The sequence below is a fragment of the Streptomyces sp. ALI-76-A genome, from assembly GCF_030287445.1.
GTDB lineage: Bacteria > Actinomycetota > Actinomycetes > Streptomycetales > Streptomycetaceae > Streptomyces.
Genome location: NZ_JASVWB010000002.1, coordinates 525,681 through 548,410 on the forward strand (window position 1 = coordinate 525,681; position 22,730 = coordinate 548,410).

The 22,730-nt window shown below is 71.2% G+C and carries 15 protein-coding genes; 10 read left to right on the forward strand and 5 right to left on the reverse strand.

Going from position 1 to position 22,730, the window contains the following annotated elements; all coding sequences use genetic code 11:
• Positions 1-33 precede the first annotated feature (33 nt).
• Positions 34-660 (reverse strand): CoA transferase, encoded by a 627-nt coding sequence (locus QQS16_RS03040; protein ID WP_286060052.1) that lies wholly within the window; start codon positions 658-660, stop codon positions 34-36.
• Between the two features lie 611 nt (positions 661-1,271).
• Between QQS16_RS03040 and QQS16_RS03045 the strand changes: the two genes are divergently transcribed.
• The 3 genes from QQS16_RS03045 to QQS16_RS03055 all read left to right on the forward strand — a co-directional run bounded on the left by QQS16_RS03045 (position 1,272) and on the right by QQS16_RS03055 (position 6,093).
• The gene (locus QQS16_RS03045; RefSeq protein ID WP_502963884.1) at positions 1,272-2,918 is read left to right on the forward strand and encodes a glycoside hydrolase family 43 protein; all 1,647 of its coding nucleotides are present in this window, start codon (positions 1,272-1,274) and stop codon (positions 2,916-2,918) included.
• A gap of 86 nt (positions 2,919-3,004) precedes the next feature.
• Entirely contained in the window at positions 3,005-5,032 is a 2,028-nt protein-coding gene (locus tag QQS16_RS03050; protein WP_286060054.1) for a glycoside hydrolase, read from the forward strand.
• Between the two features lie 95 nt (positions 5,033-5,127).
• Complete coding sequence (locus QQS16_RS03055; protein ID WP_286060055.1) at positions 5,128-6,093, forward strand: glycoside hydrolase family 6 protein; 966 nt, start codon at positions 5,128-5,130, stop codon at positions 6,091-6,093.
• A 119-nt stretch (positions 6,094-6,212) separates the two neighbouring features.
• Here the strand turns inward: QQS16_RS03055 and QQS16_RS03060 are convergent, their stop codons facing one another.
• Both QQS16_RS03060 and QQS16_RS03065 read right to left on the reverse strand, forming a co-directional pair.
• Positions 6,213-6,956, reverse strand: coding sequence for an ABC transporter permease (locus QQS16_RS03060; protein WP_286060056.1), 744 nt, complete (start codon positions 6,954-6,956; stop codon positions 6,213-6,215).
• Entirely contained in the window at positions 6,949-7,917 is a 969-nt protein-coding gene (locus QQS16_RS03065; RefSeq protein WP_286060057.1) for an ABC transporter ATP-binding protein, read from the reverse strand. Before QQS16_RS03065 ends, QQS16_RS03060 begins: the two co-directional genes overlap by 8 nt.
• Positions 7,918-8,050: 133 nt before the next feature.
• Here QQS16_RS03065 and QQS16_RS03070 point away from each other — a divergent pair, with 133 nt between their 5' ends.
• Positions 8,051-8,800 carry a TetR/AcrR family transcriptional regulator gene (locus tag QQS16_RS03070; protein WP_286060058.1) on the forward strand — a complete coding sequence of 250 codons (750 nt, stop codon included), beginning with the start codon at positions 8,051-8,053 and terminating at the stop codon, positions 8,798-8,800.
• 502 nt (positions 8,801-9,302) lie between these two features.
• Positions 9,303-10,817 (forward strand): glycoside hydrolase family 43 protein, encoded by a 1,515-nt coding sequence (locus QQS16_RS03075; protein WP_286060059.1) that lies wholly within the window; start codon positions 9,303-9,305, stop codon positions 10,815-10,817.
• A gap of 481 nt (positions 10,818-11,298) precedes the next feature.
• Here the strand turns inward: QQS16_RS03075 and QQS16_RS03080 are convergent, their stop codons facing one another.
• Positions 11,299-12,948, reverse strand: a complete 1,650-nt coding sequence (locus QQS16_RS03080; RefSeq protein WP_286060060.1) for a glycoside hydrolase family 27 protein — start codon at positions 12,946-12,948, stop codon at positions 11,299-11,301.
• Positions 12,949-13,531: 583 nt separating this feature from the next.
• Between QQS16_RS03080 and QQS16_RS03085 the strand changes: the two genes are divergently transcribed.
• The 3 genes from QQS16_RS03085 to QQS16_RS43860 all read left to right on the forward strand — a co-directional run bounded on the left by QQS16_RS03085 (position 13,532) and on the right by QQS16_RS43860 (position 15,934).
• Positions 13,532-14,908 carry a glycoside hydrolase family 43 protein gene (locus QQS16_RS03085; protein WP_286060061.1) on the forward strand — a complete coding sequence of 459 codons (1,377 nt, stop codon included), beginning with the start codon at positions 13,532-13,534 and terminating at the stop codon, positions 14,906-14,908.
• Positions 14,909-15,368: 460 nt separating this feature from the next.
• Positions 15,369-15,788: a helix-turn-helix domain-containing protein gene (locus QQS16_RS03090; RefSeq protein WP_502963753.1), complete on the forward strand. Its 420-nt coding sequence runs from the start codon at positions 15,369-15,371 to the stop codon at positions 15,786-15,788.
• Positions 15,689-15,934, forward strand: a complete 246-nt coding sequence (locus tag QQS16_RS43860; RefSeq protein WP_502963754.1) for an MmyB family transcriptional regulator — start codon at positions 15,689-15,691, stop codon at positions 15,932-15,934. The genes QQS16_RS03090 and QQS16_RS43860 overlap by 100 nt, the downstream gene beginning before the upstream one ends.
• Before the next feature lie 200 nt (positions 15,935-16,134).
• Here QQS16_RS43860 and QQS16_RS03095 read toward each other — a convergent pair whose 3' ends face one another.
• The gene (locus QQS16_RS03095; protein ID WP_286066206.1) at positions 16,135-17,079 is read right to left on the reverse strand and encodes a helix-turn-helix domain-containing protein; all 945 of its coding nucleotides are present in this window, start codon (positions 17,077-17,079) and stop codon (positions 16,135-16,137) included.
• A 123-nt stretch (positions 17,080-17,202) separates the two neighbouring features.
• Here QQS16_RS03095 and QQS16_RS03100 point away from each other — a divergent pair, with 123 nt between their 5' ends.
• Positions 17,203-18,729 (forward strand): alpha/beta fold hydrolase, encoded by a 1,527-nt coding sequence (locus QQS16_RS03100; protein ID WP_286060062.1) that lies wholly within the window; start codon positions 17,203-17,205, stop codon positions 18,727-18,729.
• Between the two features lie 547 nt (positions 18,730-19,276).
• A complete protein-coding gene (locus QQS16_RS03105) occupies positions 19,277-22,657 on the forward strand; it encodes a S8 family serine peptidase (RefSeq protein WP_286060063.1) in 3,381 nt (1,126 codons plus the stop codon).
• Positions 22,658-22,730 lie beyond the last annotated feature (73 nt).

Below are 22,730 nucleotides of genomic sequence, written 5' to 3' on the forward strand. Positions count from 1 at the left end.
CGGAAGGGGCCGAGTCAGCATATAAGGCAAGCCTTACATGACTTGCTCCCCGGTAGGTGAAATCTCAACGACTGAGATCGAATCAGCGTGCGGGGACCCGCTCAACGGATCGTCACGCCAGGTCGCGAGCGGCAAGGTCCGGTGGGCGAGGCGTCGGCGGCTCCGGCGGGCCCGGAGCGCTGCGCCGACGGGCCGCGGAGCGCTCCGAGCGAGCCGGTCAGAGCGGACAGGTTCCGTCCAGCGCGTGACCAGGGAGGGGTTGTTCTTGTCGGCGTCACGGGGGGACCGCACAGGAACGGGCTGAAACGCCGCGGCGGACGCCCCCGGCTTCGGCAAGGTGGGTGAGGCGGCGTACTCGACCAGTCGGAACAGGGACTCGCAGAGAGCGAGGTCGATCCACTCGCCGTCGAACCCGGGGTCGTGGTCGCGGCGGTGGAGGGCGGCGAGGACGGCGTAGGCGCCCATCAGGCCGGTCACGGCGTCGCCGTGACAGAAGCCGGTGTGCACGTGCGGGCCGTCGGGAAAGCCGGTCAGGTGGACGACTCCGCTGCGCCGGCAGGCCGGCGACGTCAGCTCCTGATGGACGGACGCCCTCGCTCGGTCTGACGGCAGGGCGGCTTCACCCCGGACGTCACGTCGCCGACACCGGTTCCGGCCCACCTCGACGGCCGCCCCCTCCCCCGCCCTCCGGGCAGCCCGTCACCAGTGCCTGTTCCCGGGCGGTGCCCTCGCCGCGTCGGGCGGGTCCAGCCTCAACGGGACCGCCGCACCGGGCGTGACGTGACCGGCGCCGGGCGCCCGGGTGGCGTCCGGCGCCGCTCCATGGCCTCGATGCCTCCGACCGCGCTGCGGCGTTCACAGAACCGGCGTACACGAGCAGGTCTGCGCGTGGCCGACCGCAAGATTCGGCCGGTCCCACGATCGAAGCGCAGCCCGTCACACCATCACCCCGGACTATAGAGAGACAGCCGAACATGTCAACACATGGAGATTCGCCGACTCCGAGCGCGCGCGGGCCAGGTGCGAGGCGCCGAGAGGCGATCGACGCCGACCGGCTTCCGGACACCGATCGAGCGAAACATTTCGACGTGAGAACCGAATCATGCGAGGGGTATTGACGCGGCGTACCGGCCTCCTATCATCCAGAGTGCTCGGTGTGCCGATCGACGTTCGACATGCCGAACGGCACCTGCCGCTCAGTCCTGTGACTGACGGTGACTCCACGCGCCACCTCCAACGACCCGGCCGCGCAAGGAGAACGCCCTATGGATATGTCATGCCCGCATCATGAGTGGGACCGCCGTCGAGCGCTGGCCGCGGCCACCGGTCTGGTGACGGGATCCGTCCTTCCCCTGCTCGGAGCGCCGCACGGTGCCGCGGCCGCCGGCCGCACGCAAGGGCCGGCCGTCGCGGCCGCGGCGGAGTACACCAACCCGGTCGTCTGGCAGGACTTCGCGGACATCGACGTGATCCGCGTCGGCAACACCTACTACGCCTCGGCCTCCACGATGCACTACTCGCCCGGCGCGCCCGTCCTGCGCTCGTACGACCTGGTGAACTGGGAGATCGCCGGACACGCGGTGCCGACCCTCGACTTCGGCGCCAAGTACGACCTGAACGGCGGCCGTGGCTACGTCCGGGGCATCTGGGCGTCCTCGCTGGCATACCGCCCGGGCAACCAGACCTTCTACTGGCTCGGCCAGATCGACTTCGCCAGGACGTACGTCTACACCGCCACCGCGGTCGAGGGACCGTGGAGCCGACTCACCACGATCAGCACGCCGTACTACGACGCCGGGCTGCTCGTCGACAGCGACGACACCCTGTACGTGGCGTACGGCAACACCACCATCAGCGTGGCCCAGCTCTCCCGCGACGGCCGCACCCAGGTCCGCGCACAGCAGGTGTTCACCACACCGCCGAGTGTCGGCACCCTCGAGGGCGCGCGCTTCTACAAGATCAACGGGCAGTACTACATCTTCCTGACCCGCCCCGCGAACGGGCAGTACATCCTGAAGTCGTCCAGCGGCCCCTTCGGTCCGTACACGATGCGTCAGGTCCTCCTCGATCTGCGCGGCCCGATCCCCGGCGGCGGCGTCCCGCACCAGGGCGGGCTGGTGCGGACGCAGAGCGGCGCCTGGTACTACCTCGCCTTCGTGGACGCGTACCCCGGCGGCCGGGTGCCCGCACTGGCGCCGATCACCTGGACCTCGGACGGCTGGCCCGTCGTGCAACTCGTCAACGGCGCCTGGGGCACCTCGTATCCCAGCCCGGCCGTGCCCACTCCACCCCGCCAGGTCACCCCCATGGTCGGCGTCGACACGTTCGACGGCACGGCCCTGAAGCCGAAGTGGGAGTGGAACCACAATCCGGACAACACCAAGTGGTCAGTGAACAACGGCCTGACTCTGCGGACCGCGACCGTCACCAACGACCTGTACTGGGCCCGCAACACGCTCACCCACCGTATCCAGGGCCCCACCTCCACGGCCACGGTCGACCTCGACTTCTCGGCGATGCGCGACGGTGACCGGGCCGGACTCGCGCTGCTGCGTGACTCCTCGGCCTGGATCGGTGTCAGGCGCGACAGCGGCGTGACGCGGGTGGTGATGGTCAACGGGCTGACCATGGACAGCAATTGGAACACCACCGGCACCGGCACCGAGGTCGCCGGCACGGCCGTGACCGGCAGCCGCGTCCGGCTGCGCGCGACCGCGGACATCCGCCCCGGCGCGGCACGCCCCGGAAACTTCTCCTTCAGCACCGACGGCACCCACTTCACCCGCCTCGGCCCGTCCTTCTCCATGGGCAACGACTGGCGGTTCTTCATGGGTTACCGGTTCGCCCTCTTCAACCACGCCACCCAGGCACTGGGCGGCGCGGTCCGCGTCCAGCGGTTCGAGCTGTCCACGCCCTGACCCGGCCCCACCGACCGCACCAGCCCAGCCCTCCATCCCACCCGACCGCACCGACGCAACCCCCCGCCAACGGTACGAGGAGAACCATGAACCCGCTGAAACGGCTCGGCCGTCGCCGAGCCTCGGCGCTGTCCGTGCTGGCCATGGCCGCCCTGGTGACACCAGAGGCCGCGACCGCCGCGTCCGACGCCCCGGACGACGTCCGCGCCTCCACACTCGGGGCCCAAGCAGCCCAGTCCGGCCCCTACTTCGGGACCGCCGTGGCCGCCGGAAGGCTCGGCGACGGCACGTACACCGGCATCCTGGACCGCGAGTTCAACTCGGTGACGGCCGAGAACGAGATGAAGTGGGACGCGACCGAGCGGTCCCGCGGACAGTTCACCTTCGGTGCCGCCGACCAGATCGTGAACCGTGCGGCGGCCCGCGGCCAGCGCGTACGCGGCCACACACTGGTGTGGCACTCCCAACTGCCCGGCTGGGTCAGCTCCATCAGGGACGCGAACACCCTGCGCGGCGTGATGAACAACCACATCACCACGGTGGCGAACCGCTACAAGGGCCGGATCCACTCCTGGGACGTGGTCAACGAGGCCTTCGCCGACGGCGGCAGCGGCCAGCTGCGCAGCTCGGTCTTCCGGGACGTGCTGGGCAACGGGTTCATCGAGCAGGCGTTCCGCACGGCCCGGACGGCCGACCCGGCGGCCAAGCTCTGCTACAACGACTACAACATCGAGGACTGGAACGCCGCGAAGACCCAGGGCGTCTACCGCCTGGTGCGCGACTTCAAGGCGCGCGGCGTGCCCATCGACTGCGTGGGCCTCCAGGCCCACTTCGGCGCCGGCGGCCCGCCCGCCAGCTTCCAGACGACGCTGTCGAGCTTCGCCGCCCTCGGCGTGGACGTACAGATCACCGAACTGGACATCGCGCAGGCACCGCCGACCGCGTACGCGAACACCGTCCGGGCCTGTATGAACGTGGCCCGCTGTACCGGCATCACCGTCTGGGGGATCCGCGACAGCGACTCCTGGCGCAGCGGGGAGAACCCGCTCCTGTTCGACCGCAACGGCAACAAGAAACCGGCCTACCAGGCAACGCTCACCTCGATGGGCGGTGCGGTCGCGACGCGGCGGGACGACGCCCCCTCACCCCGGTCCGCCGCCGCGCTGCCCTCCTCCTTCCGCTGGAGCTCCAGCGGACCGCTGATCTCACCGAAGTCGGACCCCACGCACAACATTGCCGGGATCAAAGATCCGACGGTCGTCCAGTACAACGGCAAGTACCACGTGTTCGCCAGCACCGCGAGCTCCTCCGGATACAACCTGGTGTACCTGAACTTCAGTGACTGGTCGCAGGCGGGCTCGGCCACGCACCACTACCTGGACCGCAGCGCCATCGGGAAGGGGTACCGGGCCGCGCCGCAGGTCTTCTACCACGCGCCGCAACGCCTGTGGTACCTCGTGTACCAGACGGGCAACGCCTCCTACTCCACCAATCCCGACATCAGCGATCCGAACGGGTGGAGCGCGCCGCGCAACTTCTACGCGTCGATGCCCGACATCATCAAGCAGAACATCGGCAACGGTCACTGGGTCGACATGTGGGTGATCTGCGACAGCGCCAACTGCTACCTGTTCTCCTCCGACGACAACGGGCACCTGTACCGCTCCCGGACGACCGTCGGACAGTTCCCGAACGGCTTCACCAACACCGTCATCGCGGCCCAGGACTCCAAGTACGCCCTCTTCGAAGCAAGCAACGTGTACAAGGTGCAGGGCTCCAACCAGTATCTGCTCCTCGTCGAGGCCATCGGATCGGACGGCCGACGCTACTTCCGCTCCTGGACGACGAACAACCTCGCCGGCTCCTGGACGCAACTGGCCGCATCCGAGAGCAACCCCTTCGCCAAGTCGACCAACGTCACCTTCCCCTCAGGGGCCTGGACCAGGGACATCAGCCACGGCGAGATGATCCGCGCCGGCTACGACCAGACACTCACCATCCCCGCCTGCCGGCTCCAGTACCTCTACCAGGGCATGAACCCCAACGCGGGCGGCGACTACAACCTCCTCCCGTGGCGACTCGGCCTCCTCACCCAGACCAACTCGACCTGCTGAGCGACAGTGCCGCGGGGAGCGCTTCCGGAGGGAGCGCTCCCCCATGCTCACCGCCGACCATCGGACGCACCCCTGTCAGAAACCGAGGTACCGTCATGCACCGCAGACTGCTCGCCCTGGTGGCAGCCCTCTCCTCGCTGCCGCTGGCGCTCGCCGCCGCACCGTCCGCCCACGCGGCCGACCCGACGACCATGACCAACGGGTTCTACGTCGACCCCGACTCCAGCGCGAAGCGGTGGGCCGCCGCCAACCCCGGTGACGGCCGGGCGCCCGCGATCAACGCCTCCATCGCCAACACCCCGACGGCCCGCTGGTTCGGCTCCTGGAGCGGCACCATCGGCACCGCCACCGGCGCGTACGTGGGCGCCGCGGACGCCCAGGACAAGCTGCCCATCCTCGTCGCCTACAACATCTACCACCGCGACTACTGCGGCGGGCATTCCGCGGGCGGAGCCTCCTCGCCGTCCGCCTACAGGAGCTGGATCGCACAGTTCGCGGGCGGTATCGCGGCCCGCCCGGCCATCGTCGTCCTCGAACCGGACTCCCTCGGGGACTACGGCTGTATGACCCAGGCCCAGATCGACGAACGCGAGGCCATGCTCACCGGCGCGCTCGCCGAGTTCAACCGCCAGGCTCCCCACACCTGGGTCTATCTCGACGCCGGCAACCCGGCCTGGGCGAGCGCGGCGACCATGGCCCGGCGTCTCCACGAAGCCGGCCTCGGACAGGCCCACGGCTTCTCGCTCAACGTCTCCAACTACCTGACCACGGCCGAGAACACCGCGTACGGCAACGCCGTCAACGGTGAACTCAAGGCCCGCTACGGCTACACCAAGCCGTTCGTCGTGGACACCAGCCGCAACGGCAACGGTTCCAACGGCCAGTGGTGCAACCCCTCAGGCCGCCGCATCGGCACCCCCACCCGGCTGGGCGGAGGCGCCGAGATGCTCCTGTGGATCAAGGTTCCGGGCGAGTCCGACGGCAACTGCGGCGTCGGAACCGGCTCCTCGGCCGGACAGTTCCTCCCCGAGGTCGCCTACAAGATGATCTACGGCTACTGATCGGGGCGCTCGGGCGCAGTTCCGGTACCGGGGCAGGGGCCAGAGGGTCGGACGGGTGCGGCGGCTTGTCCTGTCGTCCCCACGGCAGTGTCGGCGGGTCGGCGTGCCGACGACGCACCTCAAGCCGTACGCCGCTTGAACAGCGGTCCCGAAACGGCCGCCGAGGCGGCGAGGATGCCCGTGCACCAGGCGAGCGCCACCCACCCGGTCGAGCCCACCGGCTGCCCGAGCAGCAGTCCGCGTACCGCCTCGATGACATGGGTGACGGGCTGGTGGGCGGCGAAGCCCTGGAGCCACGACGGCATGGTGTCGGTCGGCACGAAGGCGCTGCTCGGGTAGGGCAGGAAGCTCACGAAGAAGGTGAAACCCCCGGCTGCCTCGGGGGACTTGACGAGCAACCCCACCGCGGCGGACAGCCAGGAGAGCGCCGCGATGTAGGCGACCAGGAGGCCGACCGCGGCGAGCCAGCCGCCCGGACCGGCAGAAGGCCGGAAGCCGATCGCGAAGGCGAGTGCGAGGACCAGGGCGGTGGCGATCAGGTTCCGGGCCGTGGAGGCGAGGACGTGGCCCGCCAGGATGGCGGTGCCGCCGACGTCGAGGGACCGGAAGCGGTCGATGATGCCGCCCTTGAGGTCCTCGGTGACGGCCACGGCGGTGCTGGCCGAGCCGAAACCCGCGCACAGCAGCAGGACGCCGGGGACGACGTAAGTGACGTACTCCATACCGGTGTTGATGGCTCCGCCGAAGAAGTACACGAAGATCAGGAGCAGCATGACCGGGAGCGCCATGGCCGTGATCAGGGCGTCGACGTTGCGGCGGCTGAGCCGGACGGAGCGGCCGGCCATGATGAGTGCGTCAGACATGGCTGGGCTCCTGCCGTGCGGGCTGTGCGGACTTCGTGAGGGTGAGGAAGACGTCGTCGAGGGTGGTGGTGTTCAGTGAGAACCGTTCGATGACCGTGCCGTCGGGGTCCAACGCGTCGAGCAGCGCCCGCACCTGGGGCGCACCGCCGTCGGTGAGGAAGCCCAGGGTGCGGGTCTCGGGCTCGCTGTACACCGCCTGTGGCGCCAGGCGCAGACAGGCGGCCGGGTCGGTCAGGACGACATCGAGGCGGTGGCCCGCGACGCGCCGCTTCAGCTCCTCGGAGGTGCCTTCGGCGACCAGCTCGCCGCCGTGAAGCACGGCGACCCGGTCCGCCAACCGGTCGGCCTCCTCCAGGTACTGGGTGGTCAGGAAGACCGTCGTGCCCCGCGCCGACAGCTCGCGCACCACGCTCCACAGCTCCTGGCGGCCGCGCGGGTCGAGGCCCGTCGTCGGCTCGTCCAGGAAGATCACTTCGGGTCGGCCCACCAGGGACGCCGCCAGGTCGAGGCGCCGCCGCATGCCTCCCGAGTACGTCTTGACCAGGCGGTCGGCGGCATCGGCGAGGTCGAAGCGGTCCAGGAGTTCAGTGGCCCGGGTGCGTGCGGCGGCACGGGAGACGCGGGCGCCGCCGTGGGCGCGGGCGAGCCGGGCCGTCATCCGGAGGTTCTCCGCACCGGTCTGCATCTCGTCCACCGCCGCGAACTGGCCGGTGAGGCTGATCGCGCGACGGGCCCGGGCCCGCTCGGTGCGCAGGTCGTGCCCGGCGACCCTGGCGGTGCCCGCGTCGGCCTCGGTGAGCGTGGCCAGGATGCGCACGGTGGTGGTCTTGCCCGCGCCGTTCGGGCCGAGCAGGGCGTACACGGTGCCGCGCGCCACGGCCAGGTCGAGACCGCGCAGGACCTCGACCTTTCCGTAGGTCTTGCGGAGGCCGGTGGCCTCGATGGCGGGTGCGTCGGGCATGGCCTCGCCTCTCCACGACTACTTACTGCGTAACCCTTACGCATTATTGTGTAAGGGTTACGCAGAACTAGGATGTGCGTCAAGCCTGGAGACCCGGGGAACAGTCCCGGACGCACAGAGGGAGGCGACGCGGATGGCGGCGGACGAGGACACCGGCCTGCCCGCGAGCCTCGCGACGGCCTGGGGGTTCAGGGCGCGCCCCTCGAAGGGGCCGAAGCCGGGGCTCAGCCTGGACCGCATCGTGGCCGCTGCGGTGGGCGTCGCGGCCGCCGAGGGCATCGGGGCCGTGTCGATGGGGCGGGTCGCCAAGGAGCTCGCCGTCTCGCCGATGTCCCTCTACCGGTACGTCGGCGCCAAGGACGAGCTGTACATCCTCATGCAGGAGGCGGTCACGCCCGCGCCCCCCGAACCGCTGCCCGACGGAGCCGGGTGGCGCGCGGGGCTGACCCGGTGGGCACGGGCGCAGCGCGCGTTCTTCCACGAGAACCTGTGGCTCCTGCGGGTCCCTGTCTCCGGGCCGCCCGCGAGCCCGAAGTCGGTGGCATGGATGGAGTACGGTCTCGCGGCCCTCGACGGCACCGGGCTCGACGAGGGCACGAAACTCGGCGTGATCATGCTGGTCAGCGGCTATGTGCGCAACGAGGCGACGCTGATGTCCGACCTGGATGCCGCGTACACGGCGAGCGGGTACGCCCCCGACGAGGTCCTGCGCCGCTACCGGCGCACCCTCGCCGCCCTCACCGACCCGGAGCGCCACCCAGCCGTCACCCGCGTCCTCACATCCGACGCCCTGGACCAGGCGGACGAGCAGGACGCGGACTTCGAGTTCGGACTCGGGGTCGTGCTCGACGGGGTGGCGGCACTGATCGCGCGGCGCGGGTAAGGCGTCTCTCCCGGATCACCAATCCGCGCCCTGACCGACGCACCGCACGTCGCCCGGTCGGCTCGTCCGTCCTCACGAGCCGGACAGGCTGTCAGCCCCGGATCCGGCTCCCGCTCCGGATCCGGATCCGGATCCGGATCCGGATCCGGCGGGGCAAAAGCCGAATGTCGAAGCGCTTCAACAGCGGGTCGGGACTGACCGTTGTCAATAAGCCAGCCGCGGGAGCCCGCTGCCGCGGTCAGGACCCTTGCTTCAAGCACGCTTGAGCCGTTAACTTGCGCCTGGAATTGAAGCGCTTCGACGACCACGACCGGACCGGTGTTGTCCAACCCGTCACCCGGCACACCAACCGGGCCGTTTCCGCCTGGAAGCCCGAGACGGCCGAGCTGAGCCACCCCCGCCCACCACGCCGTCCGCCGTCCCGTTCCCATCACCCGCACGGCCCCCGGCGCTCTCTGAGCCACCCACGCCCGCATCACGAACCGACGAAAGGACCTCTCGGGTGCCCCCTCTGCTCCAGCCGGACGGACGCTTCGCCAACCCCGTGATCCCCGGCTTCCATCCCGACCCCAGCGTCTGCCGCGTCGGCGAGGACTACTACCTGGCCTGCTCCAGCTTCGAGTACTTCCCCGGAGTACCTCTCTTCCACAGCCGTGACCTGGTGCACTGGAAGCAGATCGGCAACGCCCTGGACCGGCCGGAGCAACTGCGTCTGCCCGCCTCCATGCCGTCCTCCGGCGGGATCTACGCCCCCACCCTGCGCCACCACGACGGCCGATTCTGGCTGATCGTCACCAACTGCAGCGAGGGCGGCGGCAACCTGATCGTCACGGCCACCGACCCCGCCGGACCGTGGTCGGACCCCATCTGGGCACCGGGTGTCCCCGGCATCGATCCCGACCTGGTCTGGGACGAGGACGGCACCTGCTGGTGCACGGTCGCCGGGGTCTCGCAGGTCCGTATCGACCCGTCCACCGGCCAGACGTACGGAACACCGCACAGGCTCTGGTCCGGCGGGCCCGGCGCCAAGGCCCCGGAGGCGCCGCACCTGTACCGGATCGGCGACTACTGGTACCTGCTCATCGCCGAGGGCGGCACCGAGCGCGGCCACGGTGTCTCGATCGCCCGCGGCCGTACACCCGCAGGCCCGTTCGAGCCGTGCCCGGCCAACCCGGTCCTCACCCACCGCGGCACCGACCACCCCGTCCAGAACACCGGCCACGCGGACCTGGTCCAAGGCCCCGACGGCTCCTGGTGGATGGTGCTGCTCGGCGTCCGACCGGGCGGTGGCACGCCGGGCTGGCACGTGCTCGGCCGGGAGACCTTTCTGGCCCCCGTGACCTGGGTGGACGGCTGGCCGGTCGTCGGTGAGGTCGCCCTGGACCTGCCCGAGCTCCCGTGGCCCCTCTTCCCCGGCCCCGTCGAGGAGCATCTGGACGACTTCGAGCTCGCGGAACTGCGACCGTCCTGGATCTCCGTACGCGACCGGCCCGCCGACCGGTGCACCACCAAGGAGCGCCCTGGGTGGCTGACGCTCCGCGCGCGGGGCGGCTCACTGGACGAGCCCGACGTGGTGTTCACCGGCCGGCGCCAGCAGCATCTGTCGTGCCGGGCGCGCACTCTGGTCGATGCCGCGGAGGGAAGCGGTGGGCTCGCCGTACGGCTCGACGAGCGGCACCACTACGCGGTCGAGGTGTCCGGCACGCGGTTGCGGGTGGTCGCGCGCGTCGGCTCCCTGCGCACGGTCGTGGCCGAACAGTCCGTGCCCGCCGGGCCGGTCGTCCTCGCCGTGACGACCACGGAACCGCCGTCTCCGCACGGACCGTGCACCGGGCCCGACGTCGTCTCCCTCGGCGTGGAGCAGCCCGACGGCACGTTCACCGAGCTCGCGACCCTCGACGGCCGCTACCTGTCGACCGAGGTCGCCGGCGGCTTCACGGGCCGGGTCATCGGCATGTACGCCACGGCAGGCACCGTCCACTTCGACTGGTTCGACTACGAACCCCTCGACGGCTGACCAGGCTGCCTCCCCCTCCCCTCGCTCTGCCTCCCCCTGCCGGCAGGGACACAGGACGCTCCGCGACGTGGCGACGAGGTCCGGCCGGCCCGTCCCTCCTCCCCCCACCGGCTCGGCGGCCCGGCCCTGACGCCCGGGAACGGCACGGCACACAGGTCACGCAGTCCGGAGACTCAGTCACCGGTACGGCTGTCGAGGAAGCCCGGCCGATCGGCCCCTGCCCTGGGTTGCCCGCTTCCCGGGCAACCCAGGCACCGGCGTCCGCGCGGCCCCTTCACTCCGCCTTCGGGGCAGCCGTGCTCCCCCGGACGGTCAGGGTGACGGCGATCTCCGACCCCGTCCGCGGCAGTCGCGTTGAGCCTGTTCGACGACGGCGACCGCCGGCATGAGGCCCACCTCCAAGGCGGCTGCCCGGTGAGCCTCGTGCCGATGGCGGGCGGTCGAGCCGCGCTCACCATGACCGCGGGGGGCGTGGCGGCCCTCACACGCGGGTCCACTTCTGGCCGGCCTGCCCGTTGCAGGTCCACAGGACCAGCGGGGTTCCGTTGGTGGTACCGGCCCGGTCGGCGTCGAGGCACAGCCCGGAGTGGACGTTGCGGATCGACCCGTCGGCGCCGACAGTCCACTTCTGGTTGTTCTGACCGTTGCACGGCCAGGTGATGATCCGGGTGCCGTTGGCGGTGCCCTGGTTGTAGGCGTCGAGGCACTTGTCGCCGAAGACCCGGATCTCGCCACCGGCCCACGTGGTCCACAGCTGGTTGGCGGCCGTGTGGCAGTCCCAGATCAGTACCGTGGCGCCGGCCGCGGTCGACGCGTTGTCCACGTCCACGCAGCGGCCGGCAGCGGTGCCGCGCAGGCGCGAGGTGGTGGCGGCCAGCGGGCTGCCCCCACTGACCCGGAACGCGGCCACGCCGTGCGCGGGGACGCTCGCCGAGATCGGTCCGGACGTACTCGCCGTACCGCCGGTCCACAGGTCGGTGAGGGTGAACGGCCCGCCGGACAGCCCGACTTGCGCGGCCGTCGTCGTGACCGTCGCCGTGCCGCCTCCCCGGTTGAACAGGCCCACCGCGACCGAGCCGTCGGACAGCGGCTTGGCGAACACCTCGATGTCACCGTCGTCACGCACCCTGCGCCCACCCGCGCCCAGCGAATCCTGGTTCACCGCCAGCAGACGGGGATTGCGCAGGATCGCGCTCACGTCGGCGGACATGGTGCGGAGGTCGTTGCCGGCCATGAGCGGTGCGCTCAGCAGCGCCCACAGCGCGAAGTGCGAGCGGGACTCGGTCAGTGACAGGCCGGGGCGGCCGACGACCAGCATGTCGGGGTCGTTCCAGTGCCCCGGACCTGACTGTGCCGCCAGCGGCGCGGTGACGTCCAGGACGTTGCCGACGCCCATCGGGTAGCTGTTGGTGTTGCCGTTCTGCCAGATGTCGAGCAGGTCCTCGGTCGTCCGCCACAGGTCGGCGACCTCACCCCAGTTGTACGTGGCCCCGGTGATGGCGTGGAAGCTGTTGGGGTTGATGCTGTAGACGATCGGCCGCCCGGTGGCGCGCAGGGCGTCGCGCATCAGCGTGAACCGCGCGACCTGCTCGTCACGGGTACCGCTCGATGAGCACCAGTCGTACTTGAGGTAGTCGACGCCCCACGAGGCGAACGTGGCGGCGTCCTGGGTCTCGTGCCCCCTGCTGCCCGTCGCCCCGGGATAGGCGCCTGTGGTCTGCGCGCAGGTGCGTTCGCCCGGCACCTGATAGATGCCGAACTTCAGGCCCTTGCTGTGGATGTAGTCCCCGAGTGCCTTCATCCCGCTCGGGAACTTGGTCGGATTGGCCCGCAGGTTGCCCGCCCCGTCGCGCTGCGGGTCGAACCAGCAGTCGTCGACCACGACATACCGGTAACCGGCCTCCCGCATGCCCGAGGACACCATCGCGTCGGCGGCCTGACGGACCTGCGCCTCGGTGACCCCGCATCCGAAACTGTTCCAGCTGTTCCACCCCAACGGCGGGGTGAGCGCCGGGCTGCCGGGCGCGGCCGAGGCGGTGGAGTGGACTGCGGCCGTGAAGGAAGCCGTGACCGTCAGCGCGACGGCCGCGAAGAGACGGAACAGTCGTCTGCCTGATCGTCTGGGCACCATGGGCTCCTTTCGGGGCGGCACCGCCGGCTGGACACCTACGGCGCTCGCGAAGGGCTTGGCGGGTGACGCGGTCGCCGGCATGCCGGCACAAGACACCGGATGACTACCGCGCACTTACCGATGACAGGTACATGACATATGCGAGTGGTTCGAAATTTCGATCCGCTTTCGGCTCACCGACGTGACGGATACTAGGGAGGCCTCCAGCCTTGTCAACTCTGTCAGCCGTTCATTTCTTGGTCAGGCGTCGTCCGCCCAGGCACACAGGCCAGCGAATGTTTCGAAACCTCCAACGAATCACGCCGGCCGCATCGACGGGCCCGATTCCGGTCCCGGCGTCGGAGTCCGCCGCCCGTTCCGCAGTGGGCCACGACGAGGGCGGCGGCTCCGAGGACCCGCCGCACGGTGCGTGGCAGCCATGGATCCACCCAGTACGCGGTGCCCCAGCGGCACAGAAATCACAAAAGAACGTCAGGATGATTGACGCTCACATGACCAAGCCCTACGTTCTGATCGATTTTCCGAACCGCGTTCGAAATCCCGGCCGTTTCGGCTGTTCCCGCACGCCACCTTGGAGCGCAAGATGAGCGAAAGCCCCCTCCTGACCCGTCGTGCCCTCCTGGGCATGACCGCCGCCGTCCCCCTCACCCTGGCGCTCGGCACGGGCACCGCCCACGCCGCCGACTCGGCGTACGCGATGGTCTACTTCACCGAGTCGACCAATCTCGGCGACGGCACCGACTACGGCCTGCACCTGGCCGTCAGCCCCGACGGACTGAACTGGACCCCGCTCAACCAGAACAACCCCTTGGCGACCCCCACCGCCGGAGCGCTGGGTCTGCGTGACCCGTTCCTCATGCGCAAGCAGGACGGCACGTTCGTGGTGCTCGCCACCGACCTCAAGGGCACCGACTGGAGCTACAACAGCCAGTACATCCACGTCTGGGACTCCGCCGACCTGCGCACACTCACCGGCTACCGGCGTCTGAAGCTGCACGACATGAGCACCCACAGCTGGGCGCCCGAGGCGTTCTGGGACGCGGGCCGGGGCCAGTACGCGGTCATCTACTCCTCGGTGAACAACAGCGGCCACAACGTGATCATGGTCAACTACACCAGCGACTTCGTCACCGCCTCCGCACCGCAGGTGTTCTTCGATCCCGGATACGACGTCATAGACGGCGACATGGCCGTGGGCGTGAACGGCTACAACTACCTCTACTACAAGAAGAACCAGACGCTGGTGAGCGCCAGGTCCACCTCCCTGGCCCCCGGCAGTTTCACCGAGTTCAGCGGCGGCGTGGCACACGGCGGCACCGAAGCCCCGACGCTGGTCAAGTCCCTTGCCTCCGGCACCTGGTGGCTGTGGGGTGACACCTACACGCCCAACGGCGTCTTCTACGCCTGGCAGTCCAGCAACCTGGCCTCCGGCACCTGGACGGCGCTCGACCAGAAGACCTACACCCAGCCGGTCAACTCCAAGCACTGCGGCATCACGACGATCACCACGACCGAGTACAACAATCTGCTGGCGAAGTGGGGCGCCCCGGCCTGGAACCGGCTCAAGTCCTACAACTTCCCGGCCCGTTACGTCCGTCACTCCAACTACGCCGCCCGTATCGACGAGTACCCGGTCGAGCCGTACAAGGACTCCCTGTGGACCCTGGCCCCCGGACTCGCCGACAGCTCCGGGGTCTCCTTCCGGTCGGTCAACTACCCGACCCGGTACCTGCGCCACTACAACTACGCGCTCCGACTCGACGAGAACGACGGCACGTCCACGTTCGCCGCGGACGCGACCTTCCACCGCACGGCCGGCCTCGCCGACGCGGGGTGGGCGTCCTTCCGGTCGTACAACAATCCGACCCGCTACATCCGCCACTCGAACTACGTCCTGCGCATCGACCCCATTTCCACGGCCACGGAGCGGCAGGACGCGACCTTCCGAGTCGGGTACTGACCTGGCAGGCTTGAGCATGCCGCACACGCGTCACCGTGCGGCCTCACCCTCGGACCGGCCGGCCTGACGGCCCTGCCGGCCATGAGTCGTAGGCGCCCCTGTCCGCCGAACCGCCCTTCGTCAGCCCCAGCCGGTTCATGTCACCCGCCGTCGATGGGCCGGGCGTCCTGACACGGCTTGGGCGGCGGCATCGACTTCGAGCCGCGCCGGGCGGAGCTCGTTCTCAGTCGTGTCGTGGTGACGCTCAAGGTGTCCTTCACGGTGCGTGCGGGATGCCGGGGCGGGGGCGCCCACGGTCACCCACGGTCCCGGCCCGCGAGCCACCTCCGCCGCTGCCTATCCACAGCCGGGACAGGCTACGCGCCCGGAGGCTGTCCGTACTCGGAGACATGAACGGAAATCGCAGCTCGGGGACTTCCTACAGGCCCGGCGCTCGCAACCGCACCCGGAGGACGCCGGGGTGCCCATCTACGGTGAACGCCGGCGTGTGCCGGGTCTTCGGCGCGAGGAACTGGCGCTGCTGGCGGGCGTGAGCGCCTCGTACTGCACCAGGCTGGAACAGGGGCACTCACCGAGCGCGTCCGCGGAGGTGCTGGACGCGCTCGCCGGGGCTCTGCGGCCGAACGAGTCCGAACGGCGGTACCTGCACGACCTGACCCGGGTGAACAGGCAGCGCAGCCGGGGCCGGCGACCCGCACCGGAGCGGGTGACACCGGCGACGCGCCAACTGCTGGACGTACTGGGGGACGTACCGCGCTCGTGCTGGGCCGGCGCACCGACGTGCCGGCGTGGAACCGCCTGGGCCACGCGTTGTTCGCCGGGCACTTGGCCCCCAGCGCCCCGCAGACACCGGCGCAGCGCCCGAACATGGCCAGGCTGATGTTCCTCGACTGTCATTTCCGTGAGCTGTACGCGGACTGGCCCGGCAAGGCCAGAGCGGCCAGTAGACCCGGATCGGCCTCCGGAGGCAGGTCGCCGTCGTCGACGGCGCGCTGGAACCGCTCTCGGACGCAGGAGCAGCCGTAATCGCGCCAGGCGAGCCTTCGGTGTAGCGCTCCAGGGCCTGCGCACCATGACGGGCGCACGCGCGCCGCAGCAATCGGCGATCAGCCGCAGCAATCGGCGATCAACTGCCGGAGAGGGCTTGAAGCCGCTGCGTGCGCTCGCGCGCACAGCCTCTGTCGGCACGACGCGGGGCCAGCCGTCGGAAGAGGGCGGGCAGCCGTCTACGCCGCTTCGGCGTTGTCCTGATCCAGTGCCGTGCGCAGCCAGTCGTCCGCGGAGCCCGGGGTCGGCTCGGGCCGGCCACCCGGTGGCGTGAGCACCACGGCCGTCAACTCCCAGTACCGCTCCAGACGCGGCCCGGCCGCGAGCCGCGTGGCCAGCAGGCGGCGGAACTCCCGGGTGTCCCGGCCGCCGTACACGCTCGCGTACACCGCCACATAGGCGTCCAACGCCTCACCGGGGAACGGATCCCGTGCCCGGCGCAGTTGCGGCCCCGCGAGCTCGTACGCCTCGGCGAGGCCCGCGTACAGCACCGCCGCCCCGCGGGCCCCGGCCACCCGGTGCACGTCCGGCTGGGGCTGCCGGCCGGGCGCACAGGGGCCTGTCGTCATCGCGTGCAGGTGGGCGAAGGCGAGCACCTGCGCCGGGTCCGGATCGTCCGGCGGCTGTGGGACGGCCACCTCCAGAAACGCCGCCGTCGCCCGGGCCGGCATCCGCGGCGGCAGCCAGCCGCGCCAGAAGCGGGCCAGCGGTGCCGTGCTCGGCGGGCTGCTCACCGCGCCGATCAGCCGCAGCCGGCCGGCCCGCTCCGCTGGTGTGGACTCCCCCACCAGCCGCAGCGCCGCCTCCCGCCAGCGCAACGCCCTCAGCTCACTGCCCAGTTCGCGCAGACGGCCCGCGACGGCGTCCTCCAGCACCCGGCCCGCCGCACCCTCGTCCTCCAGGACCCGGCGCACCTCGGGCAGCGGCAGATCAAGAGCGCGCAGTGAGCGGATCAGCCGCAGCCGCTCCAGCGCCTCAGGGCCGTACCGGCGATGCCCGCCGCCGCTGCGGGACGCCTCGGGCAGCAGGCCCCGGTCGGAGTAGAAACGGACGGTCTTCACGGTGACACCCGCCCGCTCGGCGAGCTCGCCGATGCTCCAGAGCACCTCGTGCGACCTGGACAGTTGAACCTCCCTCTGGGGGAGCTCCTACGGTACCGGCGCGCGGATCGGGCGAAGGCCCCGGTCCGCAGGACCACGGCGGGCGCGACCGGCGCCACGTCTGGTGACGAACCCGAGGAGAGGGCCATGACCGTGTTCATCCTGGTGGCCGGCGTGTTCACCGGCACCCATGTGTGGCAGGAGACGGCCGCGGAACTGGCCGCGGCGGGCGGCGAGGTGCACGCGGTCCCGCTCAGCGGAGTGGACGCGGGCCACCCCGCCCCGTCGGCCCGCGCCGACCTGGAGACGCACGTCGAGGACGTGATCGCGGTGATCGACGCGGTGGACGCAGCGTCCGGCCGGGAGATCGTGCTCGTCGGTCACGACTACGGCATCCATCCGGTGCTCGGTGCCGCCGACCGGCGCCCGCAGCGCGTGGCCCGCGTCGTGTACCTGGACTGTGCGATGCCGCAGGACGGCGTCCCGGCCCTGGCCGCCGTACCGGACCAGACCGTGCGCGGGCAGCTGGTCGAGCGGCTCCGACGCGGGGAGACTGCGGGTGCGTTGGCGCCGCCGGCTCGCGACGAGTGGCAGCGCTGGGGCAGTACCGCCGGTGTCTCCGACGGGGCACTGGACCGGCTCACCGCCCTTGCCGCTCCGCAACCGCTGGGCACCCTGCTCCAGCCGCTGCGGCTGACCGGAGCGGTGGCCACCGTGCCCACCACCGGGGTGCTGTGCACCCGTAACGGCGTCAGTATCGATCTGGTGCAGCGGCTCGTCGACTTCGGTGACCCCCGGGCGGCGGCCCTGACCGGCCCCCAGGTCAGCTTCTTCGAACTGCCCACCGGCCACTGGCCGATGCTGTCCTGCCCCGCCGAGCTGGCGGACGTCCTGCTGCGCGCCGCGGCCGGCGAGGGCCGCCGCCTGCGACCGGCCGGTGCCGGCACACCACCCGCCCATCTGCGCCCGTTCCCGCTGGACGTGCCCGAACTGCCCCGGGACCGCAGGGGACATGTCGATCTGTACGTCCCCGGCACCGAGGGCGGGCGACGACCGGCCGTGATCTTCGTGCACGGCGGTCCGGTCCCCGCCGGTGCCCGGCCGACCCCGCGTGACTGGCCGACCCTGGTCGGATACGCCCGCCTGGCCGCCGCCGAAGGCATGGTCGGCGTGACACTCGACCACCGGCTGCACGACATCACCGACTACGAACGCGCCGCCGCGGACGTCACGGCCGCGGTGGAACTGGTGCGCGCCGATCCCCGGGTGGACGCCGACCGGGTCGCCCTGTGGTTCTTCTCCGGTGGCGGCCCGCTCACCGCCGACTGGCTGACGAAACCCCCGGCCTGGCTGCGCTGCCTGGCCGCTTCCTATCCGATCCTGGCGCCGCTGCCCAACTGGGGGCTGACCGACAGCCGGTTCCGCCCCGTCCTGGGGGTCGCGCACGCGGGTGCCCTGCCCATCGTCCTCGTCCGTGCGGGGCGAGAGACACCCGAGATCGCCGCCACCGTGGAGGCGTTCGTGACCGCGGCCGAGGACTGCGGGGCGCACCTGGAACTGGTCGACGTCCCGAACGGCCACCACGGCTTCGAAACCCTCGACGCTCCCGAGGAGACTCGCCCGGCTCTGCTCCACGCCATGCGCTCGGTGGTGACCCACCTGACGTCCTCATGACGACGACCGGCCGCCGCGACGGCGACGCCATCGCGGTGAGACCCGGGCCCCTCACGTGACCGGGAGCTGCGCGGTTCATCACGTGAGGCCGAGGGCGGCAGGGGCGGGAGAGAGTCGGGTCCAGCGCGACGGAGGGCGGAGGCGCGGTGGACATCAGTGCGGGGCCCGTGTCCCGCCCTCGGCCAGGACCTCGGGCGTCAACGCGGCCAGGTCGTACTGCTCACTCTCCGGTGCCAGGACGTGGGACAGGCGCGCCCGCGGTCGCGAGGTCCCGCCACAGCAGGGTCGCCCGAGCGGGAAGGCCGAGCGCGAGCAGGCGTGCACCCGTTGAGCTCTGCGCTCCTCCGCGCGCCTCTGGTCGATCTCCCGGGTCCGGGGTTTCCAGGGTCTCTTCGGCGCGCCGAAGCGGACTTTCGGCGGGCCGGCGCCGTCCGCTTTCCGGGGTGGGTCGCGGAAGCCGTGTCGAGCGCCGCCGAGAACCGAACGTGTCGCCAGCGCGTGATACCGGAGAACGCGCTGGCATGCACACGAGGGCGGGGGAACGCGAGTGGGATCCACGACACGCGCGAGAACGGCGGCACTGGCCGCCGTGGTGGCCGGGGCGCTGGTCACAGGGGCGGTATCGGCCGGCGGACAGCCGGCTCGAGCCGCCGGTTCGGCCACGCACGACGGGCTCGACGAGGCGGAGGGCACGGCGAAGGCCACGGGTGCAGCGAAGCCGCCGGCGACCGTCACGCTGATCACCGGCGACCGCGTGGCCGTCGGCTCCGACGGCCGGGTGGTCCGGCTCGTGCGCGGCAAGGGCCGCGAGGGGATCGGCTTCTCCGTGCGGCGCGCGGCCGGCCACACGTACGTCGTCCCGCAGGACGCCCTGCGCCTGGTCGCCGACGGCGTGCTCGACCGGCAACTCTTCGACGTCGCGGGGTTGGTGAAGGACGGTCACGACGACGCGCACCGCACCACGCTGCCGCTGATCGTCGGTTACCGGCAGGGCCGCGCCGGAGAAGGGGCCCGCACCGCCGGACGCGACCCGTTCGCGGGCGTGGCCGTCCGAGAGCGCCGCGCGCTGTCCGCGGTCGACGGTGAGGCGTTCGAGGCGCCCAAGTCCGCTGCTCCGGCGCTGTGGGCGGCCGTCACAGGCCGCTCCTCGGCTCGTACGGCAGGCGGTACGGCCGCCCCCGCGCGGCCCGTCGCCCGTGTCTGGCTGGACGCGAAGGTCCGGGCCACCCTGGCCGAGAGCGTGCCGCAGATCGGTGCGCCCACCATGTGGAAGGCGGACTACACCGGCAAGGGCGTCAAGGTGGCGGTCCTGGACACGGGGGTGGACCAGACCCACCCGGACCTCAAGGGCGTCGAGACAGCGCAGAAGAACTTCAGCAACTCCCCCGACAGCAAGGACCGCTTCGGGCACGGCACCCACGTGGCCTCCACCCTCGCCGGGAGCGGTGCGAAGTCCGGCGGCCGACACAAGGGCGTGGCGCCCGGCGTGAAGCTGCTGGACGGCAAGGTTCTGGGCGACGACGGCTTCGGGACCACCTCGGACATCGTCGCCGGCATGCAGTGGGCCGTCGACCAGGGCGCGCAGGTCGTCAACATGAGTCTCGGCGCCCCCGACACCCCGGGGGTCGACCCGAAGGAGGCGGCCGTCGCCCGGCTCTCCGGCAAGGCCCTGTTCGTGGTGGCCGCGGGCAACTCGGGCGACGGGCCCCGTACGCTCGGGTCGCCCGGCAGCGCCCCCGCGGCGCTCACCGTCGGGGCCGTGGACAAGCAGGACCGGATCGCCGACTTCTCCAGCCGCGGCCCCAACCTCGACGGCACGCCCAAGCCGGACATCACCGGCCCCGGTGTGGACATCACCGCCGCCCTGACCGGGCAGAGCGAGTCACCCCCGAGCGAGAACTACGTGGCCTACTCCGGTACGTCGATGGCCGCTCCGCACGTCGCGGGCGCCGCCGCCCTGGTGCTCCAGCAGCACCCGGACTGGACCGGAGCCCGGCTGAAGTCGCTCCTGACCGGTTCGGCCGAGCCCAATCCGCTGCTGAACGCCCACCAGCAGGGCGCGGGCCGGGTGAACCTGGAGCGCGCCGCCACGGCTCTGGTCGTCTCCGAGCCCGGCTCCCTCGGTTTCGGCACGCACGCCTGGCCGCACGCCGACGACAAGCCTGCCGCCAAGACCCTCACCTACCGCAACCACGGCACCCAGGCCGTCACCCTGCGGCTGAGTGCCTCAGGCGTCGGCCCGTCGGGCGGTGCGGCGCCGGCCGCCATGTTCACCGTCAAGGACGCGCAGCTCACCGTCCCGGCCGGCGGCACCGCGAAGACCACCGTCACCGCCGACACCCGCAAGGGCACGGTCGACGGCGTCTTCGGCGGCACTGTGCTGGCGTCGGGAGGCGGCCAACAGGTGCGTACCGGTCTCGTGGTCGAGCGGGAGGTGGAGTCGTACGACGTCACGGTGCGGCACATCGACGCCGACGGGGCGAGCCCGGCCACCTACGCGACGACGGTCAACCACGCCGACGGGCTCGGTGAGGCCGTGGAGCTGCCGTTCCGCGAGAACGGCACGGTGGTCCAGCGGCTGCGCAAGGGCTCCTACCAACTGGAGAGCCTGGTCTTCGCCGAGGACAACGAGCTGGGCTTCTTCGTCCAGCCGGTGCTGAAGGTGACCGGGAACGTGTCGGTCACCCTCGACTCTCGCAAGGCCAAGCCGTTCGCCGTGAAGGCCCCGGACCCGGCCGCGAAGCTGGTCACCTCCGTCGTCGGCTACTACGACAACGCCGTGGGCGCGTTCAACTCCTGGTCCACCAACGGGACGCCGCCGATCCGCACCGCCGCCCTCGGCCCGGCCTCCGCCACGATGCGGGCCCAGTTCAACGGGGTGTGGAGGACGCCCGGCGCGGCCGGCAAGAACGTCGACTACCGGCTCGCCTTCAACCGCAAGGGCAGCTTCTTCACCGGCCTGACCCGCACCGTCACCCGGGCCGAGGTCGCCGAGGTGAAGCTCGGTTTCGGCGCCTCCGTCACCGGGGTCAAGGGGCAGGTCCACATCACGCCACTGGACGACCTCGGGAGCAGCGTCGGCATCCAGGACCCGCCGGTGCAGACGCTGCCGCGCGCCGGCACGCACTACCTCAGCACGGCCGGCGTGCGCTGGTCCTGGACGGCCACGCAGCTCGACGCCGGCAGTGAGGCGCGCATGATCTACACAAAGCAGCGGGTGACCTACAAGCCGGGCTCCAGCCACACGCTGAGGTTCAACACCGGCGTGGTCGGCCCCGATCTCGCGGCACGGGGCCCGGAGGAGCAGGACGCCCGGCGCATCCGCGACTACATCGACGCCAGGATCGCGCTGTTCAACGACGGCGGCGGCAACCCGGGGTCCTCGATCGTCACCAGCGGCTTCGCCCGGCTGGAATCCGGCGGACGGATCCTGGCCGAGGGCTCGGCCACGGACTGGCTGAGCACCGAGGTTTCCGCCGCCTCCGCCGCGTACCGTCTGACGGTCGAGGCGAGCCGCTCCGCCAAGGACACCTCCACCAGCACGAAGGTGGCGGGGGTGTGGACCTTCACCTCGGCCCGCCCGACGTCGAACGGCTCGGTCAAGCTGCCGCTGTCGACGGTGCGGCTCACGCCGAAGCTGAGCCTGCACGGGACGGCTCCGGCAGGTGGCACGCTCACGGTGCCGCTGAAGCTGAGCGGCGCGGCAGCCCCGGCCGGGCGGGTCGCCACGCTGGCCGTGAAGGTCTCCTACGACGGCGGCCGGACCTGGAAGCCGCTCACCGTGACGAGCGACGCGAACGGGGCGCGCTCGGTGCGTGTGACGCACCCGGCGACCGCCAAGGCAGTCTCCTTCCGGGTGGATCTGAAGGACAAGGGCGGCAACACCGTGCGCCAGACGATCACGAACGCCTACCGGCTCGCTCCGTGAGGTGACCCCACGACGCTGACCGTCGCCCGGCGGCCGTGGACTCTCCGGCCTGGTCCCCTCACCCACGGGACCG